This is a genomic window from Rahnella sp. CG8 (genome assembly GCF_023701875.1).
GTDB lineage: Bacteria > Pseudomonadota > Gammaproteobacteria > Enterobacterales > Enterobacteriaceae > Rahnella > Rahnella aceris.
Genome location: NZ_JABAED010000018.1, coordinates 1 through 23,064, shown reverse-complemented (window position 1 = coordinate 23,064; position 23,064 = coordinate 1). Strand labels below are relative to the sequence as shown.

Sequence of the window (23,064 nt, the reverse complement as noted above, 5' to 3'; positions counted from 1 at the left end):
CAGCCCGTTCCAGCGCCTGCGCGGGTATGCACAGAGTCGTATCCAGGGTGAAACCTGTGCGGATGAGGAACTGCCGAACCCAGTACATACCGTATCCTCCTGAGAAGATGCCTGCAAGGTCACAGGTGCCTGACTGGGTTACGTTTACCGGTTGTTCGGCGGCGTACTGCCTGACAGTAAACCGCCCCTTTGCCTCGCGGTTTAGCTCCCGGCAACAGACTCGCGAACGAAATCTTCATAAGTGCGCAGCGGGTGTCCAATGAGAGCCTGTAGCTGTTCTGCGGTTCCTTCAGCAGCTTGCATGCCGAACGTCTGAATACCAGCCATCATCAGGCTCATGTCATAAGCCAGCCAGTTGGGACCGTACGAGGCGAGTTGCCCTTCAAACGCGGTGACGTCATCTCCCCCGTAAGTAATCTCGCGACCCAGGGCTGAACTCCAGATCTTCGCCACGGACGCACCGGTCAGCGGTTGCGGCCCAATCAACTCCAGCGTGACAGGATCCAGCGCAGACGATGCCTTGTCGCGTCGCAGCAACTCAGCCACGGCGACATCCGCGATATCGCGCGCATCAATCATTGAGACGCCCGCCGAGCCGACAGGCATCGGGTACACCGCGTAGTTCTGAATCGTCTGTTGAACCATCAGGTCGTTTTGCATGAAATAAGCCGGACGCAGAATGGTGGCGGGGATGTCATGACTTTTGATCATGCGTTCAACCGTATGCTTGCCGGTAAAGTGCGGAACGTTGGTGAATTTATCAGCATGGATCACCGACAAATAAACGATACGCTCAATACCCGCCTCGCGGGCGAGGTTCAGGGCGATCAGGGCCTGAGTAACCTCATCGGGCGTAACCGCATTCAGCAGAAACAGCGTTCGTACCGATGACAGCGCGGCACGCATCGACGCGACGTCGGTCAGGTCTGCAACGACTTCCGTAACCCCTGCCGGAAACTCGCGCTTACCCGCCTGGCGTACCAGGGCTTTGACCCCGGCGCCAGCGTCAGCCAGACCCTGAATGATAAGTGAACCAATGGTGCCCGTGGCACCGGTAACGAGAATGCTCATATTTAACTCCTGCAAGATAGTGATAATGGTTAACGTGAGAAATCCGCAACGACCTTACCGGTCCGTGAAACGGTACGATTACGTTCGATTGCGTTGGGAATATCAGCGAAGCCCACTACGCCGCCAATTCTGGACTGTAGCGTGCCGCTGGCGACGTCGTTGGCCAGCTTCCCGAGTAATACCAGATCGGGCTTATTCATAAACCAGAGACCCCAATCAGTACGGCGCGTTGTACGTTGTTCATTGCAGTTCCTCGTAGCAAGTTCTGATAACGAGACAATATTCCGTTGCAATTAAAAAACAAAGATCCTAAAACTTAGACACCTTGTCTCATAAATGGAACACCATGAACCTGAACGCGCTGTCTGATTTTATACTCGTCGCCACAAATGAAGGGCTGGGGAAGGCAAGCCGCGCAAGCGGCATTTCCAAAGCCACGCTATCGCGACGCATCGCAGATCTTGAGGAGCAACTGGGTGTGAGGCTGATCGAGCGAAGCGCTCGCGGTTTGAAGCTCACCGAAGCCGGGGCGACGCTGATCTCCCGGACTGAAGGCCTGCTGAGTGAGGTGACCGAAGCCATGACGGCGGTCGGTGATGGTGTTTCGACGCCTCGCGGGCGTTTGCGTGTCGCCGCTCCGGTCCTGTTTTCCCAGCTTGCGATGGGGCGCATTGGTGCCGAATTCTGTGCGGCCTACCCGGAAATTGAAATTGAAATCGTGGCGGAAGATCGCATGGTAGATCTGGTCGAGGAACAATTTGACGTCGCAATCCGCATCAACCCAAGCCCCGACAGCAATTTAGTCGGACGGTGTTTCGCCAAAGACAGGCTGGTTGTCGTGGCCGCACCTGAAATAATCAGGCCACTCCCCGGCGCAATCAGGCCAGTGCCCGGCATCGTAACGTCGAGTTTCCAGCCTGCCCACTGGAGTCTCGATGGCGGGCAACTGGTCCTGGAGCCGATCCCAAAATTGCGCTTTTCTTCGTTACTGATGGTCCGCGATGCGGCAATCGCCGGCGGTGGGGCTGCCCTCATTCCGCAATCCATCGCATGGAACCAGCTTGCCCGCGGCGATTTAGTTCAGTGGGGCATCGTGTCGGGGGCAGAGCGGGAACTTTGGGTTTTGCATACTTCCAGGCGGCTTGCTGCGCCAAAAGTTCGCGCATTCGTCGATTTCCTGTGCGCCCGATACCCGGACATGTCTCTGGTTCTCAACGGATAGCGCTCTCAATTTTTTCTTTCGCGCAACAGGAGGATTTCATAGCCAACATCCGGAGACAGGCGACCGGTCACCGGCAAAATTCTCAGGGGGTAGCAGACGACCAGATTCAGCCGCTATCTGTGCAGTATTCAGCTCACCTTCTTTTGATAGCATTAATCCGCATTAGACATCTATACGTCTATCCCTTAGGATCATTGCACCCGGGATAACCACCTGACAGACAATGAAAATTAAACATTTACCTCTTGATCAAAATATTAACGGCTGGGCGGCGCTGCGGGGTGATACTCCCCGCCATCCGGCTTTACGTGGAAAAGTCACGGCAGACTGGCTGGTGATTGGTGCAGGCTTTGCCGGGCTGGCATTTGCCCGTCGTATTGCCGAGCTTCGCCCGCATGAGCATGTTGTGGTACTCGAGGCGCTCGACGTGGCCGATAACGCTTCGGCCCGTAATTCGGGTTTTGTGATTGATTTACCGCATACCGTCGGCAGCACATCGGCTGAGCTGGAACACGCCAATGCGTACCGGCGTCTTTTACAGTACGGGTTGCATCATCTGAAAGAGACCGTCGATCAGCATGATATTGCGTGTGACTGGCTGAATTCAGGCAAATACCATTGCGCCGTGAGTGCGCAGTTTGACGGTGAAATCGCGCATTATCAGCAGGAACTCACCACGCTCGGCGAAAGCTTTGAGCTGCTGGACAGAGCCGCACTCCGCCAGCGTTTGGGCACCGGTTTTTACCGCAGCGCGGTGTACACGCCCAACTGTATTCTGGTGAATCCGGCGGCGCTGATCAGCGGGCTGGTGGCCACGTTGCCGGCAAACGTCACGGTTTATGCCAACTCGCCTGCGTTGCAGATTGACACTCAGGGCACTATTCATGCAGAAACGCCGCACGGCGAAGTGCGTGCCGGTAAACTGATGCTGGCGATCAATGGAGCAGCACGCGGGTTACCGCTGTTCAAAGGCAACGTCTTCGCGATGTCGACGTTTGCAACACTGACTGAACCGCTGTCACCCGCACAACGTCAGCTTATCGGTGATATTGCGCCGTGGGGCTCGACGCCGGTGAATGCACTGGCGGGTGCGACGTTGCGCTATACCTCTGACCATCGCTTCCTGATCCGTGAGCACGTCAACTTTACGCCAGGTCTGGTGACCCGTGCGGTAGAAACCGGCCGTCATGCCCGCCGCCATCAGGCATTATTTGCCCGTATTTATCCGCAGTTACAGGACGTCAATATGGCGTACACCTGGTCGGGGCTGATCAGCATTACGCGCAACGGCGCGCCGGTATGGGGGAATATTGCGCCGAACGTGTATTCGTCAGCGGGATGTAATGGTTCCGGCAGTTCCAAGCAGAGTGCGTTCGGGCGGTTGCTGGCGGAACATGCGCTGGGAGAGGACAATCCGTTGCTGGCCGATATGCAGGGCATCGGACGCGCCAGTTATCTGCCGCCGCGCCCGTTCCTGGATGTCGGAGTGAAAGGATTTATGGCCCGTGAACGCTGGCGTTCACGCAGCGAGTTGTAGAGACTGAACATAGCCGGTCGCCGCATAACCGGCTTTTTAATGACGTTTATCGACGCGCGCCACGATACGATCGCCCAGCCACTGAATGCCGCAAACCATCACAATCAACACGACGATCACTTCTATCATCACCACCGTTTCGAAACGCTGATAACCGTAACGGATTGCCAGATCACCCAGTCCGCCTGCGCCGATAGCGCCCGCCATCGCCGATGCGCCAATCAACGCCACCAGCGTGACCACAAATCCGGACAAAATACCGGGCAGCGCTTCCGGGATCAGCACGTCCCAGACAATACGCAGTTTACTGGCACCCATCGCGCGAACGGCGTCAGTCAGTCCGCGATCCACGTCGCGCAGCGAGACTTCTGCCACGCGGGCGAAATACGGCGTGGCGGTAATCGACAGCGGAACAATCGCCGCCCAGGTGCCGAGCGATGTGCCCACCAGAAAACGGGTTACCGGGATCAGCGCCACCAGCAAAATGATAAATGGCAGAGAACGGAAACCGTTGATCACCAGCCCGAGCGAGCGGTTAACCCAGCGATTTTCGGCAATGCCGCCGGGACTGCTCATCACCAGAATCAGGCCCAGAGGCAAACCCGCGATCAGCGAGAACAGGCCGGAAATTGCCGTCATCAGTAACGTTTCTTCGACGGCGTTAATCAGTAAATCAATCATTACCGGAGACATAACCTGTCAGCTCCACGGTGGCCTGGTGCTGTCGCAGCCAGTCTAAAACAACCTGCTCAGATGCCGTATCGTTTACCGGCACTGAGAAGAAGAAACGCACAACGGCATAATGCTGAATATGATCCACGCCGCCCTGGATCAGCCGGAATTTGCCCGGTAATGCCGTCGCCATTTGAGTGAGTATTTCGCCCTGCCGCCCCTGCTCCGCATACTGGACGCTGTAAATGGCCTCGCCCTGACGTACCGGCGACAACCGTTCAGCCAGCGCTTCCGGCAGTTGCGGCAATAATCCCTGTAACAGCGTACGGGTCAGCGCGGACTGCGGATGCGCAAACACCTGCCACACCGGCCCCTCTTCGATAATTTCACCGCCATTAATCACCGCCACGCGATGCGCGATTTTTTTAATCACCTCCATCTCATGGGTGATCAGCAAAATGGTGATGCCGAGTTTCTGATTGAGGGATTGCAGCAGCGCCAGAATCGAACGCGTGGTTTCAGGATCGAGCGCCGATGTCGCTTCATCGCAAAGTAGAAGTGCCGGACTGGCTGCCAGCGCACGGGCAATACCGACGCGCTGTTTCTGACCGCCGGACAACGCCGCCGGATAGTTCTTTGCCTTATCTTCCAGCCCGACCAACGCCAGCAGTTCGGCGACACGCGCCTGACGCCGTGCCTTGTTATATCCGGCGATTTTCAATGGCAGCGCGACATTCTGCTCAACCGTTTTGGCCGACAGCAAATTGAAATGCTGGAACACCATCCCCACGCGGCTGCGCACTGACTGCAAGGCTTTCTCGCTCAGGCCGGTGATGGCATGGCCTTCGATTTCAATCACGCCGCTGTCCGGCTGTTCCAGTCCGTTCAGGCAGCGGATCAGGGTGGATTTCCCCGCACCGCTGCGGCCAATAATGCCCAGGATTTCGCCCCGCCGGACCGTCAGCGAGACATCTTTCAGCGCCTGAATTGTGCCGAACTGACGGCTTACATGGTCAAGGCGCACGACGTCATGCACCTCATCCTGATGCGTTTTCAGAGTGCCACCGGCAAACTGCCCGGCGTTAGCCGGGCGTGGAGGGGCTTTTTCTGAAGACGTCGCCGTGAACTGCGCACCGGTTTCAGAGATGATCGTCATGCTTTACATCCTTACCAGGCCGTCACGCCGGTGCCTTTATAGACCTTATCAAACACCTGTTTGACAGCCTCGTTCTGGTAAGAACTGACCAGCGTTTTCACCCACGGCGCATTCACATTTTCAGTTTTCACCGCGATGAAGTTGTTGTAAGGATTATTCTTTACCGGTTCCTGCGCGATACGATCCGCAGGCGTCAGGCCACTTTTCAGCGCCCAGTCGGTGTTCACAATCGCAGCATCCAGATCCGGCACGGAGCGGCCGATAATGCCGGAATCCAGCTCTTTAATGGTGACGTGGCGCGGGTTCTCAGTGATATCCGCCGTAGTGGCGAAAATACCGGCGCCCGGTTTGAGTTTGATCACGCCAGATTGCTGAAGCAGGATCAGCCCGCGCGCTTCGTTCGCCGGGTCATTCGGCACGCCAATCACCGCCCCTTCTTTCAGCTGGTCGGCAGATTTTACTTTTTTAGAGTACAACCCGATTGGCCACACAGCGGTATCACCCACGCGCACGATGTTGTAGTGATTCACTTTGATCTGGTTATCGAGGAAAGGCTGATGCTGGAAGGCATTGGCATCCACTTCGCCGTTTTGCAGGGCTTCATTTGGCTGGTTGTAATCGTTGAAAATCACCGGTTTTACCGTCAGACCTTTTGCTGCGGCCTGTCTGACCACTTCACGCCAGACATCTTCGTCCTCCCCGCTGATAATTCCGACCTTAACCGTGGTTTTATCGGCGGCCTGTGCCGCACTCAGCGGCGCCAGCACGCTGCCGGAAATGATCACTGCCGAGGTTGCGGCCAGTAAAACAGCACGGTGAATACGGGTCTTTGTTTTGTTGAATGTCTTGCGCATACGCTATCCCCAAAAGTGTGATGAGATGCCTGCTCCGGGCTGTGTTTCCGTGCAGGAATTTGGCGAGTATACCCATCGGCTTATTTCTTTATAATATTGTTTTAATGATAGTTATTCTTGAAATGAATAACCGAAATGGGATAGTAAAGCGATAAAAATGCTAAGTGTTATTTCAATTGCCATTTCCCCAATTTGCTTCCAATAAAAAACCCGCCGGAGCGGGTTTTTAACATTTCGGGCAAACAGCGGATTAAGACTGCGGATCCACCGGCTGAACTTCAAGAGAAACCATGCCGATGCCCAGTTTACGAGGCTGGAAGCCGCCGCTGGTGCCTTCAGTGGGTTCGGTCGGTTCCGGCGGCGTGATGACGATACTTTGCTCCGCTCCCGGATTGGTGAACTGTACTTTCACGATACCGTCTTTATCGCCGAAGGTGACAAACTGCTCCTGATCCCCGACACGGACGGAAACCGGCTTATCGATGTTATTGCCGTAAGCCCGTGCGCGGATCACCACATCAAAGGTGGCGGGCAGCGGTTTAACGTAATCAATTTTCACCGACGGTGCCAGATTGGCATCTGACCAGCGTCCCCAGTTTTCAACGGCTGAAACACCGGTAATCGCTTTTACCTGCTCCGGCAATCCCGGCACCATAAAAGCGATGGCTTTCGACTGATAAGTGGTGGCGGAATCATCAATGTTCAGCGTCTTCAGGGTTTGCTGATAAATCGCATTGCTGCCCGAGGTGTCTTTCACGAAGTCCACTTTACCTTTGAAGGTATCACCGGTGATCTGCACGATCGTCGGCTTCGCCCCGAGGTTCCCCGATGCAACGCACAGGCCGGTATTGAGCGACAACTCTGGTGCCCAGACGCGTCCCATTTCGTAGCATTTATCAACCCAGACAAAGTTATCGCTGGTCGCCAGTCCGGCCAGTTGTTTTTTCAGCGGCGTGGACAGATAGACATCAAACATCGGCTCAATTTTGTCTGCCGTGACCTTCAGAATAAACGGCGTTTTGATGGTCATGCCGGAGAAGGTGAAAGTGCTGTCTTTGGTATTCACCGCATAGTCTTTGATGCTGTTCGGGAAGCCCCACTGTTTGATGACCGCCGGTTTCCAGGCATTCACTTTGTCATCAATATTGAGGAACTGCGCAGTCATCGATGTCGCAGAAACACCGCTGCGTCCAAGACCGATGTAGTTGTCGCCGCCCATCATATCCAGTACGGTCGCGCCATTATCCAGGGTGCTGCGTTTCGCACCGTTCAGCTCCCCTGCCGGATGACGCCCGTCGAGTACGAAGAACAGGTCTTTACGGTTCTGTTTGGTCAGAATGTTGTAAGCCGTGTTGTTCATCGCCAGATGATCGGAAGACACCACAATGATGGTGTTATCGAAATAACCGGACTTTTTAATCTTATCGATAAATGCGGCAATCAGTTCCTGACTGCAGGACACGGCGCTCAGTGACTGGTTGGCTTTACCGTTCACTTTATATTCCTTGCGGGTACAGCCGCGGGAAATAAAGCCGTCCGGATGATGCGTATCAACGGTCAGCGTGAACAGTGAGAACGGCTTACCTTCCTGACTCAGCGTCACGAATTTTTTGTACACCTCATCCAGCAAGGTGTCGTCATACCAGCCCCAGTCATTTTTATAAGACGGGTCCGCGACAGTCGGACGCAATTCGTTGTAACCATAAAGATGGTCGAAACCATGGGATTTCAGGAAGGTCCCTTTGCCTGCGAAAGCCAGTTCAGCGCCCTGATAGAAATAGTTGGTATAACCTGCACCTTTGAGCACATCGCCAAGACAGACGTTTTCAGGGTAGAAAGTCGCCAGTGCACTGGAGGCATTACCATCAAACGGCGCAAACAGCGGGATCCCACACTGAGAAGCCACCATACCTGCGATGGTATAGCCAGTGCCCGGCAACTGTTTGGTGTTTGTGAAATCGGTACTCTGCGCTTTATGGCGGTTTAATTCGGTGGTCAGGCCGGGGAAGACTTTGTCATCAAAATACGTGCGTTCCAGACTCTCGCCGTAGATATAAACCAGGTTAGGCTTTTTCGCGCCTTTAATGGCTTTTTCGGGCACTTTGTAATAGGTACTAAAATCTGCACCGCTGCCTGAGATTTGCGTTTTGACCAGACGCGAGATGTTCTGGAATGCCTGTGTGGAACCGACAGAAAAGACCGCCAGCACCACGGCCAGCGCACTGTAGACCGCGCTGCTGTTTTTGGCACGACGCTGCTTCAGCCCCCACGCCAGCAAAGCGAATACGCTGACAAGCCCTGCCAGTAAACCGATAAATGGCAGGATATATTTATTGAGCCCCGCCCCTTTCAGGCTACTGGTGACGGTATATAACACCGCGTCCGTGATGCCTTCACCGGTGAAATAATTGCTGCCGATCAGGATGACGTTAAGAATGACGTAAAGCCCGAGGAAAAACAGCACCAGTGAAAACCAGACACGGCTGGCCGACGCCCGCGTGACGTAGAGAAAAATAGAAGAAAGAAATAATACGAAGGAAATTATCTCAGAAGCCATTTCAGCACCCTGTCTGATTTAAACAATAAACTCTACGACCCATTTCTGCTGTTTTACGAGCAGCGCCGACGGTTCAACTCATCGAGCGAATGACCCGTTTGTCATTCACTTACTTCATCCCTGAGACAGGAAAATTCATGCCAAAAACGGATAGCGCTATATAGCCTGTTGATCCTGGTGGGTCAACGCCTTAACACGGCTTCAGGCCACTGATGTGCCCAAAAAAACTGACGTTTTACAAATTCATGACAGCTAATTCCGCATGATACCTCAGAAAATTAACTTTCCGGTCACCTTTCTGTAAGAATTGCATGATAGCGGAATACTGTGGGCGAAATGTGGAGGCAGGTTGAAAATGCGGAAAAAAGTTGGCGGGAAGGCCCGCAATACGGGGTATCGCGGGCATTGAAGATGAAAAATCAGATTCCTCCGAGATAAGCTTTCCGCACCTCCTGATTATGTAAAAGTTCTTCGCCTGAACCGCTAAGCCGAATTTGTCCGTTGACCATCACATAACCCCGGTCAGAAAGCCTGAGCGCATGATGCGCATTTTGCTCCACCAGAAAGATAGTCATGCCGTTTTTTGCCAGTTCGCGCAAGGTCTGGAAAATCTGTTTAACGATAATAGGCGCCAGCCCAAGACTCGGTTCATCGAGCAGTAACAGCTTCGGGCGACTCATCAGCGCACGGGCAATCGCCAGCATTTGCTGTTCACCACCGGACATGGTCATCGCCCGTTGTTTACGGCGTTCCTTCAGGCGCGGGAATAACTCAAACATGGTGTGCAGATCTTCTGCCGCGTGTTTATTCCCGACGGGAATGGTGCCCATCAGCAGGTTTTCTTCCACGGTCATATCCGGAAAAACACGTCGCCCTTCCGGCGATTGCGCTATGCCAGCCGAAGCCACAAAGTGTGTCGATTTGCGGCTGATATCTTCCCCGCGAAACAGGATCTGCCCGCTCTGTATACGTGGCTGACCGAATATCGACATCAGCAGCGTTGATTTCCCGGCACCGTTAGCACCAATCAACGCCACCGTTTCCCCCTCATGCACCTGCAAAGAGACCTGCTGTAATGCCTGAATCGCCCCGTAATACACATTCACATCACGAAATTCCAGCATCGCGTCGCTCATAAGCTGACCTCGTCGTCTTCATCAGCACCCAGATACGCGGCAATGACTTTCTCATCGTTCTGAATAGCCTGCGGTATTCCTTCGGCAATCACATCGCCGTGGTCGAGCACGATAATGTGGTCGGAAATGTCCATCACCATGCCCATATCATGTTCGATCAGCAGCACGGTGATGTCGTGATGATCGCGCAGGAAGCGGATAATTTTGCTCAGCGTACGTGTTTCAACCGGATTCAGACCGGCTGCCGGTTCGTCCAGGCAAATCATTTCCGGCGCGGTACACATCGCACGGGCGATTTCCAGCCGGCGCTGCTGACCGTAAGACATTTCCCCTGCCAGCCGGTTGGCACAATCCACCAGTTCCACCACTTCCAGCCAGTAAAATGCGCGGTCCAGCGCCTGATTTTCCGCACGGCGATAACCCGGCGTATTGAGCACACCGGCAATCAGGTTGCGGTTGGTTTGCATGTGCTGAGCGACCAGCAGATTTTCAACCACCGACATTTCACGAAACAGCCGGATATTCTGAAAGGTACGCGCCAGCCCGGCGCGGTTAACCAGGTGTGTACCGCCGAACATTTTGTAGAAAATACGTTTGCCCAGTTGCGCTGGTTTTATCCAGTCATCAGGCTGAAATTTCTGCCCGAGCACCTGGATTACATTGGTCGTCCGGCGGCGCGTATTGAGCAAAATATTGCCGCCGGACGCTTTATAAAAACCTGTCAGGCAATTAAATACCGTGGTTTTTCCTGCGCCGTTCGGGCCGATCAGCGCGGTAATCGATCCGCGTTTCACCGCAAGATTCACATCGTTCAGCGCCTTAATGCCGCCGAAATGCATGCGCAAATGCTCGACACTCAGGATGTTGTTATCCGCTAACGCTTCGCTCATGGCGCGACTCCTTTACGCACGGCAAACCCGCTGCGGCTGATGCGGATCAACCCGCGTGGCCGCCAGATCATCATCACCACCATTAAAACGCCGAACAGCAATACGCGATATTCGGCAAAGCTGCGCAACAGTTCCGGCGCGACGGTCAGCACAAATGCCGCCAGCACCACGCCGATGGTTGAGCCCATACCGCCCAAAACCACAATAGCGAGAATCAGTGCAGATTCGAAAAAGGTGAAAGACGTCGGATTAACGAAGCCCTGATACGTGGCGAAAAACACGCCCGCAATTCCGGCCGTGGAAGCCCCGAGGGTAAAGGCAGACAGCTTGACCAGCACATGATTCAGCCCCATCGCGCGGCAGGCAATCTCATCCTCACGCAGCGCTTCCCACGCGCGGCCAATCGGCATGCGGGTCAGCCGGTGTTTGATAAACAACACCAGCAACACCACCAGAACCAGCACAGCATAGATGAAGATAAATTTCATATTCGGGTTATAGGTCAGATGGAAAAACTCGTGGAACGGCACGCCGCCCTCTTTTGCCCGCCGGCCAAACTCCAGCCCGAAAAAGGTGGGCGGAGGCGCGGAAACACCGTTCGGGCCGCCGGTAAACGACAACCAGTTGGTCAGCACCAGCCGGATGATTTCACCGAAACCTAACGTCACGATCGCCAGATAGTCGCCGTGCATACGCAGCACCGGGAAACCCAGCAACGCACCCGCCAGCGCGGCCATCACCGCCGCCAGCGGCAGCATCGACCAGAAGCCGAGGCCGAGATACTGATACCCCAGCGCCAGCCCGTAAGCCCCGATGGCGTAAAACGCCACATACCCCAGATCGAGCAAACCGGCCAGTCCGACCACGATATTCAGCCCGAGGCCGAGCAACACATAAATCAGTCCCAGAATGGCGACCGTCAGAATGTATTTGGTGGCGACGAACGGGAAGAAAATGGCCAGCACAATCAGCAGCGGAATAACCCAGCGCAGATGACTTTTATAATCCGGCGACCGGACATAGACGCCCGCGCTGTCGGATTCGAAACGCGCACGCATTTTCTGCCCGCCTGTGGTTTCTAAAAATGCACTGAGCAGGAAGCGGCCCGTCATCACCGCAGCAATGATCCAGACCAGCCTCTGGCTATGAAAGTTAAAGCTGTAACCATCGAGCACCACACCGACCACCGGCCCGAAAATAATCAGCGCCACCAGCCCGGCAAAAATGGCATCCAGCAGACAGCGTTTAAATGAAAATCCGCTGTTCACAGCAGTTTGTGACATCATTTTATTTCCCTCACACTTTCGTCACGACCGGACGGCCCAGCAGGCCCTGAGGGCGGAAAATGAGGATCACCACCAGCAATCCAAAGGAGAACACATCTTTGTAATCGGAATTCACCATGCCCGAGAACTGCGCTTCGGCAATCCCCAGGATCAGCCCGCCCAGCATCGCGCCGGGTAATGAACCAATGCCGCCGAGTACCGCCGCGGTAAAAGCTTTGATGCCGATGATGAAACCGGCGTAGAAATCAAACGTGCCGTAGTTCATGGTCACCAGAACCCCGGCCAGTCCGGCCATCGCTGCGCCAATCATGAAGACCAGCGAGATAATGCGGTCAGTGTTAATACCCAGAATGGAAGCCATTTTTCTGTCCTGCTGCACCGCACGACACATACGACCAAGTTTGGTATTACTGATAATCCACGATAAAACCAGCATGCCAGCCAGCGACGCCACCAGAATGAAAATTTTGGTGTAGGTCATCTGGACAAAACTTTCGCCGATATGAAAACGGAATGCGCCATCCAGCATGGTCGGAATGCCCTGCTGTCGCGGCCCCTGACTGATTTGCGCGTAATTTTGTAAGATAAGTGACATGCCGATAGCAGAAATCAGCGGTGCAAGACGGGTCGAATTACGCAGCGGCTTATAGGCAATGCGTTCAATCGCCCAGCCATACACGCCGGTGACCACGATGGTGAACACCAGCGTGCCCAGGATCAGTAGCGGAAAAGAGTGAAGCCCGAAGAAGGAAAGCAGCGCCAGCGCGATGGCACAGAGGTAAGCCGAAATCATATACACTTCGCCGTGCGCAAAGTTGATCATGCCGATAATGCCGTAAACCATGGTGTAGCCGATGGCAATGAGACCGTAGACAGCACCGAGCGTAATGCCATTAAACAGTTGTTGCAGGAAGAATGAATCCATAAATACGCAGTCTCTTTTTGTGACCGCGCCTGGCTAAGGGCGCATTCATTAAAGCTAATAAAGCGTTATCGTTGCAGCCAGTTTGGACCCGGCCAGCGCACAAGAGCCGGAGCGTACATTAAGTACGTGAGCCAGTTCTTTCATAAAGAGTGAGCACTGCCCGGGTTCAAAATGGCAAATAAGAGTGCTTTATTCCTTAACTTCCTGATATTTGCCTTTGTCGTCCCATTTATAAACCACGTAATCAGAGACTTTCAGGTCGCCTTTACTGTCCCAGGCTTTTTTGCCCATGACGGTATCGACGCTGTTGGCTTTAAGCCAGGCGCTGGCTTTGGCGGAATCACTGCCGCCGGTGGCTTTGAAGGCGGCGGCGATCGCCTGCACGGAGGCATAGGAGTAAAGGGTGTAGCCTTCCGGCTCGAACTTGCTGGCGCGGAATTTATCGATAACGACTTTGCCTTCCGGGATCAGACGCGGGTCTTTGCCGAAGGTCATCAGAATCCCGTTGGTATATTGCGGGCCGCCTGCGGCGGTGACCATTTCTTCGTTGACGATACAGTCGCCGGAGAAGAACGTGGCCTGCACGCCCTGCTCACGCATCTGGCGTACCAGCGGACCGGCTTCAGGATGGCAACCGCCGAAGAACACCACGTCCGGTTTCTGCGCACTGATTTTGGTGACCAGCGCGTTGAAGTCTTTTTCGCCGCGCGATAACCCTTCATACATCACTTCTTTCACGCCACGCTTGTTAAGCGCCGCTTTGGTGGCATCCGCCAGCCCCTGCCCGTAGGTGTCTTTGTCGTGGATGATGACCACTTTTTTGGCTTTCAGCTTGTCGATGATGTAATCACTGGCAACCTGCCCCTGCTGGTCGTCACGTCCGCACATGCGGAACATATCACTCATGCCGCGTTCGGTGATTTGCGGGTTAGTGGATCCCGGCGTGATGGCGATAATTCCGGCATCGTTGTACACCTCAGATGCGGGCATGGTAGAAGATGAACAAAAATGCCCGACCACCGCCTGCACTTTATCCTGATCAACAAGACGGTTAGCGACTGCAACGGCCTGTTTCGGTTCGCAGGCATCATCGCCCTGCACCAGTTTGATTTTCTCGCCGTTGATTCCGCCAGCGGCATTAATGTCTTCAGCGGCCTGGGTGGCACCATGCCAGTACTGATCGCCATAGGTGGCATTCGGGCCGGTGAACGGGCCAGCGACGCCAATCACGATATCCGCACGCGCGGTAAACGCAGTGACCAGACAGCCTGCCAGCAACAAAGAAAGAGGACTTTTAATAAATTTCATCGACATCATCATGATCCTTAGGACAGAGTTTATGCAAAACGGGTTATGGAAAACGCATGTAGCAAAAACACCAACACGAAGTCGTAATCAGAAAATCTGAAATTTAACGCTTAAGCCTTAAGACTGAGGGTTTCCCGCTTATCTCCGGGGGTGAAAACATCAAAGGTAAAAAAACATAAGCAAAATATCTGCCATTGTTACTCAACCTCTGAGAATGTGACGGGTTATGTGAGTATAGATAGCGACGGGAGAGCGTTATGGGCAACTGACAGAAACAACGACGGGATCACATCGCACCGCGCTGGTGCACAAGCACGGTTTTGCACGCACGCTTACGCCGGGTGACATTTTTATTCTTTGCTTCTTGCGGCGGGTTGTTTTGTAATATGGGCAGATGATTGCAACGGGAAACTACTGAACAATGAAGAAATTATCCTGCCTGACGGCTGTGGTTCTGGCTCTGTCGTTAACTGGCTGCGCCAGCGATTATGTGATTAACACCAAATCCGGCGACCAGTTTTTCGCCCACGGCGAACCGGATCGTGACCGCAATACCGGCATGACCAGCTACACCGACATGAATGGCGATTATCATCTGATGAACACCAATGATATTGCGGGCATTGTGAAGAAGTAGGGTTACGGATGGGAATTGCATTTATCTCAAAACCTGGCCGATGACACACATGGTCGGCTTAACAAAACAGTCATGCTATGTGGTGCACAAACGGCACGCAATATCACGACTGTTTTGAAAATCAGATTACTCAGTAATAAAACGTGAAACAGACGCAGCAAGATTTTGTGCCTGATCTCGCAGCGCATTGGCGGCAGCAGAAGACTCTTCCACCAGGGCCGCATTTTGTTGAGTCACGCTGTCCATTTCCACTATTGCCTGCCCTACCTGAGATATTCCCCTGTTCTGTTCATCCGATGCCTGAGTAATTTCATTCAGTATTTCGGTAACATTAGCGACTTTGGTCACAATGTCATGCATGGTAGTCCCCGCCTGTTCTACCAGATCTGACCCTGCATTAATTCGCTCTACCGATTCACCAATTAAACCTTCTATTTCTTTTGCAGCCTGAGCGCTTCTCTGCGCAAGGCTTCTCACTTCGCTTGCCACAACAGCAAATCCCCGCCCCTGTTCGCCAGCACGCGCCGCTTCAACAGCCGCATTGAGAGCCAGAATATTGGTCTGAAAAGCGATGCTATTAATTACCGTCGTAATCTCAGCAATTTTTGCTGAGCTTGCAGTAATTTCATTCATAGTTTTCACCACATGAGAGACGAGTTGCCCGCCTTTATTCGCCGTTTCTGAAGTACTGCCCGCCAGGCGGCTGGTATGATGAATATTGTCCACGTTCTGTTTAACCGTCGCAGTTAACTGCTCCATGCTGGCTGCCGTTTCTTCAAGCGCAGCAGCCTGTTCCTCAGTGCGTGCGGATAAATCATTATTACCTGCCGCAATTTCTGCGGAGGCATGGCTCACCTGCGTCACACCGGTACGAATATCCCCGATGATACGGCGGAGATCGGTGTTCATCTCATCTACAGCTTGCATCAGTTCTCCCAGCTCATCACGACGCGTGGTATTGAGATGGGCTCTTAAATCACCGCGCGCTATCTGTCTGGCGACGTCAAGCGTGTCAGCCAGAGGCTTCACAATTTGGCGGGAAATAATCAGTGCAATGCCAATACTTAATAAGACTGCTGCTACCAGGAGTGAAGTCATCCATATAACTGCATTTCTGATATCGTCATGCGCCGCGCTCAGCTCCGATTCAAATATATTGTCACTCAGGGTAGTCAGCTTGCCGCCTGCTTTCGCAAGCAACTGAGTCACTTCCTGCTCAGCAATATAGGATTGGAGGTAGTTTCCGGCACTCGCCTTTTTGGCCGAGACTGAGCGTTCAATTTCTTCAAGTATGCTGACATCAGCCGGATTTAACTGGGATTTGACGGCATCCATTTGCTGAATCGATTCATTCATAAAACCTGTTAAAGCCTGAAGGGATTCCTCAGTATTCTCAAACTGGAGGAGTTTTACACGTGTCGCCACCCCATCAATGTGTCTGACGATATCCCCTAACGCGATCGCGGTGACAGCACGTGCGGGATCTCGTGCATAGGACTGAGCCAGACTGTTAATCTCAGATTCTTCGCGTGTCAGCACAAAACTACTGACAACAAGATCACGTTGTTGGGTCTCGCGGACCGTTTGAGCACGCTTGTCACGATACGTCTTCATGACCTCTGACATTTCATTAAGCATCTTCAGGTGCTCTGTATCCCAACGAAGCAACCTGAGACTTTCAATTTTTTTATCAACCTGCTGTAAGTTCACCTCATTCATTGTGATGTATTTTTCATCGTGCGTTTTCACATATTCCAGTCTTTCAGCTTTCGCCATAGCAAACTGGTCAGTTATCACTTTAAGCTGGCTTATTTTCTCAGCTCGAATGGAAATATCATTCAGATTTTTAATACCACATAAAGCAACTGCAATGCTCAGCAATAAGATAAGTCCGAAACCTAATGCTAATTTTTTCCCGACTTTTAGATTTTCAAAATATGACATAAATATTTTCATAGCGCATGGCTCTCCATTATTTTTATAAATACAATTGTATGTGAAGCACATGGGGTATCGGCAGGCTATAAAAATTAGTTAATAAAAAACTCAGTTTATTAAGTTACAAAAGTCAGTAATTTAACCGCTATAAAACCTTATTCTTTGTATGAATACTTTTTTATTAATTACACCCTATTAATGGTGAGGTAATTCTCTATAAAAAAGCATTATTTTAATTTTCTGCTATTCTTAAATATTAAAGACGTTATCTGAACATACATCGCGCAGTATCAGCTTCCGACGCGAGGACATAAAAAAACCGGGCGGAAGCCCGGTTTTGGTTTGCAGCGAGAACAAAAATTACAGCCCGTTTTCGGCAATATCCATCGCGAAGTAAGTCAGGATAATATCTGCGCCAGCACGTTTAATCGCGCCCAGGCTTTCACGTACGACGGCACGCTCATCAATAGCACCGGCTTGTGCAGCAAATTTGATCATCGCGTATTCACCGCTGACCTGATACGCCGCCAGTGGCAGACGGGAGGCTTCGCGGATATCGCGGATCACGTCCAGATACGCACCGGCCGGTTTCACCATCAGCGCATCGGCGCCTTCCTGCTCGTCCAGCAACGATTCACGCACGGCTTCGCGGCGGTTCATCGGGTTCATCTGATATTGCTTGCGGTTGCCTTTCAGTACACTGCCGCCCGCTTCGCGGAAAGGCCCGTACAGGGAAGATGCAAACTTGGTGGAATACGCCATGATTGAGGTATCGATAAATCCGGCTTCATCCAGCGCACTGCGGATGGCCTGCACCTGACCGTCCTGCGCGGCGGATGGCGCGATGAAATCTGCACCAGCAGCCGCCGCCACGACAGCCTGTTTACCGAGGTTGACCAGGGTTGCGTCGTTATCCACGCCGTGGTCGTGCAACACACCGCAATGGCCGTGTGAGGTGTATTCGCAGAAACAGGTGTCGGACATGACAATCATTTCAGGCACGGTGTCTTTACAGATACGCGCCATACGCGCGACCAGACCGTTTTCGTTCCAGGTATCGCTGCCGGTGGCATCCATGTGATGCGAAATACCGAACGTCATGACAGAGCGGATACCGGCGCGGGCGTAACGTTCGATTTCAAATGCCAGGCGGGATTCAGGGATGCGCAACACACCCGGCATGGCTTCGATGGGTACGTATTCAGAGGTCTCTTCTTCTACGAAAATCGGCAGTACCAGATCGTTGACGCTAAATTCAGTTTCCTGAAAAAGAGTGCGCAGGGATTCGGACTGTCTCAGGCGGCGAAGGCGTGAGCTCGGGAACTGATTCGACATGAAAACTCCTAAAAATTAATCTGTTGCGCTGATATTTTTTAGAAACAGGAGCACAGACAGTTCAGACGGCAGGAGGCGATGCAGCGCCGTCAGACGATGAAGCCCGCATTTTATAATAACTTTTAAACAAATGATGAACTTTCCGTGAGGAGATGTAACAGAGGCCGCAATTTTGGAAAGGCGATCCCGGAACAGGGATCGCCTGAAGGAAGGATTTAACCGAGCTTGATCTCGCGATCTGCTGAGGCAATCGTAGACGGACGGTGGGCGATAAATATCCGCGTAATGTCCAGTTCGCTGATCGCCTGATTGATGCGCATTTCATTGTCCAGATCCAAATGGCTGGTGGCCTCGTCGAGGAACAGTATCGCCGGACGGCGGTACAGTGCGCGGGCAATCAGCAAACGCTGTTTCTGCCCGCCGGACAAACTGCCGCCCAGTTCGCTGATCAGCGTTTCATAGCCCATCGGCATCCGTTCGATATCGTCATGGATGTTACAACGGCGGGCGCAATCAATAATACGCGCTTCGTCTTTCTGCTCATCAAAACTGGCAATGTTCTCGGCGATAGATCCGGCGAACAACGTGTCATCCTGTAACACACAGGCGATGCAACTGCGGTAATTGTTCAGTCCGGCGGTGGTGATATCCATACCGTTAATCAGAATGCGGCCTTCGGTGGGCGTCAGCAAACCGGTCATGATCTTCATCAGCGTGGTTTTACCCTGCCCCGACGGCCCGGTGATCGCCACACTTTCGCCCGCCGCCACCGACAGGTTTAGCCCGTTGATCAGCGGTGCGGAAAGGCTGTCGTACTGAAACACCAGATCCCGCACCTCCAGCGACGCTGCCTCGCCCGCCCGCAGCAACTCACGTTCCGGCAGTGATTTCTCGGTGCCGGTCAGCGCGATATCCGCGATACGGTCGCGGTGCAGGGAAAGCATCCGCAGTTGCAACACCATATTCAGCAGACTGGCAGCACGTTCGGAGAACTGCCCGCGGTAGGTGTTGAAGGCCACAAACATCCCCAGCGTCATATGGCCGTCAATCACCTGCGTCGCCCCCAGCCACAGCAGCGCGACCTGATCGAGTGTGGCGATCAGCGTGTTGCCGCCGGTAAACATCATCTCAAACCTGGTTTTGCGCACCGTCGCATTGGCGTTATCAATGTTCAGATTGAGCCAGAAATTAGCGCGGGCTTTCGATAAACCCAGTGCTTTCAGCGTACTGATGCCGTAGAGCGTTTCCATAAAGTGCGAACCGGCACGCGCACCTTTAACGATTTGCTCCTCGGAAACCTGGCGGTAAGCGTTATACGTCGTCAGGCGGAAGATGACATAAATCGCCGTGAAGCCAAGAATCACCCAAATCAGCCAGCCGCCATACAGCACCATCATCACGATTAACCCGACCGACATAATGCCGTCGATAATACTGTTGACCACGTTGGTGGTCAGCGTGGTGCGCAGCGTATCGAGGGAAGTAAAACGCGACTGAATATCCCCGAGTTTGCGTTTCTCAAAATAATCGAGCGGCAGTTTCATCAGATGATCGAACAGCCGCGCTTTCCATTGCACATCAATCAGCGTACTCATCACCAGCGATGTCCAGGCGCGTAACATGCTGACGCCGGTGCGGAAAATGATGAAGAACAGCAACCCGAGGCAAATCAGGGTCAGTAAATCCGGGTCTTTCGCCGGGATCACATGGTCCATTACCAGTTGCATTCCGACCGGCAGCAGCAGGTTGACCGATTCGATCATCAGCGAGAGGCAGAAGATTTTGGTCAGCGCCGGAATAAGGCCGCTGACATTGCCCATCATTTTGCGCAGATCCAGCCGTACGCGCGGTTTCTCCGAGGTAAAACCGTTGTCCGGCCACAGCTCGAGTGCCACGCCAGTGAAATGCTCGGACACCTCGCGCATGCCAAGCGAACGGCGGCCAAAGGCCGGATCGTGAATAATCACTTTGCCCTGTTTAACGCCAACCAGCACCACGAAATGATTGAGATCCCAGTGCAAAATACACGGCGTTTTCAGCGCGTTCAGCTCATCGATATCCAGCTTTAACGCGCGGGATTTCATCTCATTCGCTGCCGCGATATCCATCAGCGTGCGCAGCGTCGCGCCCCGTGAAGATATCCCATAGCGCTGACGCAGGCTTTGCAAGTCGACGTGTTTGCCGTGATAGCCAAACACCATTGCCAGACTGGCCAGTCCGCACTCGGCGGCCTCGGTTTGAATAATCTGCGGCACCCGGTGGCGCCAGCTAAAGTGCAGGCGGTCAGCCAGCTCCCGTACGTTATCGAGATTCATTGATTGGCCCCACCACGCTTTTCTTCATGCTGTAATACGGAGACAACATCCACTGATACAGCGGCCTTTTCTCCAGGAATAACGTCGACTCGGCTTTCATGCCGCTGGATAAATTCAGCGTTTCGCCGTGCCAGTTCATGGCTTTTTTATCCAGTGAAACAATCACTTTGTAATACGGCCCGCTGATCGTGCCATTGGCCGTTCTCGGCGCGCTGGCGTAAGAATTCAGCTCCTGTTCGGAAACCGGCGCAGAGGAAATCGATTCCACCTTGCCGGGGAATTGGCCATATTTTTCAAACGGATAGGCTTCGTACCGAATATTGATGTGCTCGCCGGCTTTCACGTAAGGCACGCTTTCATTAGGCAGCCAGGCAACGAGAAAGAACGGGGAATTACTGGCCGGTACAAGTTGCGCGAGGCTGTCACCGGCGTTGACCATCTGTCCGGGCGTGACGCTCAGCGAAGAGATTTTGCCGGAGGTCGGCGCGGTGATCAGCAATGAGCCTTTGGCATCGGCCTGCGCCAGCTGGCGTTCGAGGTCGTTACGCTGGTAGCCGTACTGCGAAATCTGGTTATCAAACTCGGCGGCGCGGGTGACCAGTTCGCTGCGCAGATTGGTGATTTGTAATGCTTCCTGAATCGCCTGGGTGTTCAGGCTCTGGAACGATGTCTGCTGCTGGTAAAACAGGTAGCGCTGATTATTCAGCTGGTCAGTATTGATCAGGCCCTTCTTCTGATATGCCCCGTAGTTCTGCATGCTCTTTTTCATGGCATCCAGCCCTTCCTGCGCCGAATCCACCATGCTTTGTGAGACTTCATGCGCCTTCTGATACTGATCGAGTTGCTGTTGCAGGTTTTGCAGGGTTTCCTGCTTATTGTGTTCCAGCTGGGCAATAATGGAATCGATTTGCTCGCGCTGCTTTTTAATAGCGGCGAGCGTGGTGGTACTGACATTCCCCGCCTGCGTCACGCGGCTGACGTCGATTTCATATAAAGGCTGGCCTTTTTTTACGGGTTTACCGGTATCGACATACAATTTGGTGACCACGCCCTGCTCAGGGCTGAATAAATTAATGCTGTGCGGCTGAGTAATGATTTCACCGCTGACGTTGATGCGACGTGTGTAGTTAGCGAAGATCAGGAATACCAGTAAAGCAAACAGGAAGAGGGCCGTGAGTGTCGTGATGATCCATAAAGGCCAGCCGGCGAGCAATAAAGCCTTACCCGCCCAGTGACTTTGCTGATGTTCATTTACCTCTTTACGAAAGAGCATATTTAAGTGTTCCAGAAAAACCGGCTGTAAAAACAGAATCTTTGAAAGATAGCAGCACATAATCACGCTGCCACCGCGATTACTCTGAAACACCGGTTGAAGTTATTACCACGCAGGGATAATTGCGCAGTAATATTAATTTCAATGTCTTATAAAAAATAACCACCTGACCTCTGGTTCGATTATTTTTTGCACATTGCATTAATTATTCAGATTTAAAAATATCTTAATAATGATTTCAAACAATGAGTTACATATCTAAATTCACATAGGAGATTATTCCTAGTCAAATTCCGTCCGCAGTACTCTAGGCTTAATCCCTGTGAAGACATTGCGTAGAAATTATCTCCATAGACTTACTCAATGTTTTCATCGCCCCCGTTATTTAAGGGGACTTGCTTTAACAGATTAAAAGGAAGGCCTAAGATGAAACAATTAACAGAACATGATATTGAAATGGTTAATGGTGCGGGTTGGTCGGAAGATGTTAATAAGGTTGCCGATCGCCTATCAAACTTTGGTCAGGACGCGGTGAGTGACACCAGTAATGCGGTGAACAAGGCGTATTCACAAATTTCCGATGGTCTTGCTAAAGCACAGAACTATCTGACAACCTAGTTTATAAACAGCTTTTGTTGTACCGAAAGTTAATTTATAAGCAACTTAGTCAGAGTAATACAAGCCCCTGCTCACACGCGGGGGCTTTTTTTATTCCCTAAAATATTGTTCAGACTCTCGAATCAATATCACTATACGAAGCCAAATTTCTGAGTAAACTCTATTCCCACAATTTCACCATGTGAATACAGTCTCCTCACACTCCGAAAAGCAGGATGCTTTTCACATGCCAACCAGGGACCGGAATGGACACACTTTCCCGCTACTCACTTGATATCTGGAACAGCCCTTACAGTCTGGACGTGCTGAACTTTCGCGGCGAGGAACAGCTCAG

Annotated in this window: 19 protein-coding genes and 1 pseudogene; 5 read left to right on the top strand and 15 right to left on the bottom strand. The window is 52.6% G+C overall.

What is annotated here, in order from left to right; translation table 11 throughout:
• Positions 1 to 201 precede the first annotated feature (201 nt).
• Positions 202 to 1,071, bottom strand: a complete 870-nt coding sequence (locus tag HGO41_RS16895) for an NmrA/HSCARG family protein (protein ID WP_013576024.1) — start codon at positions 1,069 to 1,071, stop codon at positions 202 to 204.
• Positions 1,072 to 1,100: 29 nt separating this feature from the next.
• The gene (locus HGO41_RS16890; protein ID WP_232829729.1) at positions 1,101 to 1,271 is read right to left on the bottom strand and encodes a hypothetical protein; all 171 of its coding nucleotides are present in this window, start codon (positions 1,269 to 1,271) and stop codon (positions 1,101 to 1,103) included.
• A gap of 146 nt (positions 1,272 to 1,417) precedes the next feature.
• Here HGO41_RS16890 and HGO41_RS16885 point away from each other — a divergent pair, with 146 nt between their 5' ends.
• Together HGO41_RS16885 and HGO41_RS16880 are read left to right on the top strand one after the other, a co-directional pair.
• Positions 1,418 to 2,293: a LysR family transcriptional regulator gene (locus HGO41_RS16885; protein ID WP_013576025.1), complete on the top strand. Its 876-nt coding sequence runs from the start codon at positions 1,418 to 1,420 to the stop codon at positions 2,291 to 2,293.
• A 223-nt stretch (positions 2,294 to 2,516) separates the two neighbouring features.
• On the top strand, positions 2,517 to 3,830 hold the full coding sequence (locus tag HGO41_RS16880; RefSeq protein ID WP_121020118.1) for an NAD(P)/FAD-dependent oxidoreductase: 1,314 nt from the start codon (positions 2,517 to 2,519) through the stop codon (positions 3,828 to 3,830).
• A gap of 36 nt (positions 3,831 to 3,866) precedes the next feature.
• On the opposite strand, the gene HGO41_RS16875 is transcribed toward HGO41_RS16880, so the two are convergent.
• From HGO41_RS16875 to HGO41_RS16835, 9 genes are all read right to left on the bottom strand, one after another.
• Entirely contained in the window at positions 3,867 to 4,523 is a 657-nt protein-coding gene (locus HGO41_RS16875; RefSeq protein WP_013576027.1) for a methionine ABC transporter permease, read from the bottom strand.
• Positions 4,504 to 5,658 carry a methionine ABC transporter ATP-binding protein gene (locus tag HGO41_RS16870; protein WP_112152192.1) on the bottom strand — a complete coding sequence of 385 codons (1,155 nt, stop codon included), beginning with the start codon at positions 5,656 to 5,658 and terminating at the stop codon, positions 4,504 to 4,506. The genes HGO41_RS16875 and HGO41_RS16870 overlap by 20 nt, the downstream gene beginning before the upstream one ends.
• Before the next feature lie 11 nt (positions 5,659 to 5,669).
• Complete coding sequence (locus tag HGO41_RS16865; RefSeq protein ID WP_013576029.1) at positions 5,670 to 6,512, bottom strand: MetQ/NlpA family ABC transporter substrate-binding protein; 843 nt, start codon at positions 6,510 to 6,512, stop codon at positions 5,670 to 5,672.
• A 250-nt stretch (positions 6,513 to 6,762) separates the two neighbouring features.
• Positions 6,763 to 9,069 carry a phosphatidylglycerol--membrane-oligosaccharide glycerophosphotransferase gene (opgB, locus tag HGO41_RS16860; protein WP_013576030.1) on the bottom strand — a complete coding sequence of 769 codons (2,307 nt, stop codon included), beginning with the start codon at positions 9,067 to 9,069 and terminating at the stop codon, positions 6,763 to 6,765.
• A 419-nt stretch (positions 9,070 to 9,488) separates the two neighbouring features.
• Positions 9,489 to 10,205, bottom strand: coding sequence for an ABC transporter ATP-binding protein (locus HGO41_RS16855; protein WP_015690111.1), 717 nt, complete (start codon positions 10,203 to 10,205; stop codon positions 9,489 to 9,491).
• On the bottom strand, positions 10,202 to 11,095 hold the full coding sequence (locus HGO41_RS16850; protein ID WP_013576032.1) for an ABC transporter ATP-binding protein: 894 nt from the start codon (positions 11,093 to 11,095) through the stop codon (positions 10,202 to 10,204). Before HGO41_RS16850 ends, HGO41_RS16855 begins: the two co-directional genes overlap by 4 nt.
• Positions 11,092 to 12,378, bottom strand: a complete 1,287-nt coding sequence (gene livM / locus HGO41_RS16845; protein WP_250981268.1) for a high-affinity branched-chain amino acid ABC transporter permease LivM — start codon at positions 12,376 to 12,378, stop codon at positions 11,092 to 11,094. The genes HGO41_RS16850 and livM overlap by 4 nt, the downstream gene beginning before the upstream one ends.
• Positions 12,379 to 12,391: 13 nt before the next feature.
• Positions 12,392 to 13,306: an ABC transporter permease subunit gene (locus tag HGO41_RS16840; RefSeq protein WP_013576034.1), complete on the bottom strand. Its 915-nt coding sequence runs from the start codon at positions 13,304 to 13,306 to the stop codon at positions 12,392 to 12,394.
• Positions 13,307 to 13,495: 189 nt separating this feature from the next.
• Complete coding sequence (locus HGO41_RS16835) at positions 13,496 to 14,620, bottom strand: branched-chain amino acid ABC transporter substrate-binding protein (protein WP_112152190.1); 1,125 nt, start codon at positions 14,618 to 14,620, stop codon at positions 13,496 to 13,498.
• Between the two features lie 415 nt (positions 14,621 to 15,035).
• Here HGO41_RS16835 and HGO41_RS16830 point away from each other — a divergent pair, with 415 nt between their 5' ends.
• Positions 15,036 to 15,251: a YgdI/YgdR family lipoprotein gene (locus HGO41_RS16830; RefSeq protein WP_013576036.1), complete on the top strand. Its 216-nt coding sequence runs from the start codon at positions 15,036 to 15,038 to the stop codon at positions 15,249 to 15,251.
• Between the two features lie 126 nt (positions 15,252 to 15,377).
• On the opposite strand, the gene HGO41_RS16825 is transcribed toward HGO41_RS16830, so the two are convergent.
• The 4 genes from HGO41_RS16825 to HGO41_RS16810 all read right to left on the bottom strand — a co-directional run bounded on the left by HGO41_RS16825 (position 15,378) and on the right by HGO41_RS16810 (position 22,112).
• Positions 15,378 to 17,207 (bottom strand): methyl-accepting chemotaxis protein, encoded by a 1,830-nt coding sequence (locus HGO41_RS16825; protein ID WP_112197133.1) that lies wholly within the window; start codon positions 17,205 to 17,207, stop codon positions 15,378 to 15,380.
• Between the two features lie 342 nt (positions 17,208 to 17,549).
• A complete protein-coding gene (gene hemB / locus HGO41_RS16820; RefSeq protein ID WP_013576038.1) occupies positions 17,550 to 18,524 on the bottom strand; it encodes a porphobilinogen synthase in 975 nt (324 codons plus the stop codon).
• 215 nt (positions 18,525 to 18,739) lie between these two features.
• Positions 18,740 to 20,839, bottom strand: a complete 2,100-nt coding sequence (locus tag HGO41_RS16815; protein ID WP_013576039.1) for a peptidase domain-containing ABC transporter — start codon at positions 20,837 to 20,839, stop codon at positions 18,740 to 18,742.
• Entirely contained in the window at positions 20,826 to 22,112 is a 1,287-nt protein-coding gene (locus HGO41_RS16810) for an HlyD family secretion protein (RefSeq protein ID WP_250981243.1), read from the bottom strand. Before HGO41_RS16810 ends, HGO41_RS16815 begins: the two co-directional genes overlap by 14 nt.
• Before the next feature lie 426 nt (positions 22,113 to 22,538).
• Between HGO41_RS16810 and HGO41_RS16805 the strand changes: the two genes are divergently transcribed.
• Positions 22,539 to 22,730 carry a hypothetical protein gene (locus HGO41_RS16805; RefSeq protein WP_013576041.1) on the top strand — a complete coding sequence of 64 codons (192 nt, stop codon included), beginning with the start codon at positions 22,539 to 22,541 and terminating at the stop codon, positions 22,728 to 22,730.
• Between the two features lie 245 nt (positions 22,731 to 22,975).
• A pseudogene (locus tag HGO41_RS25935) lies at positions 22,976 to 23,064 on the top strand (Rhs element Vgr protein); the annotation flags it as partial.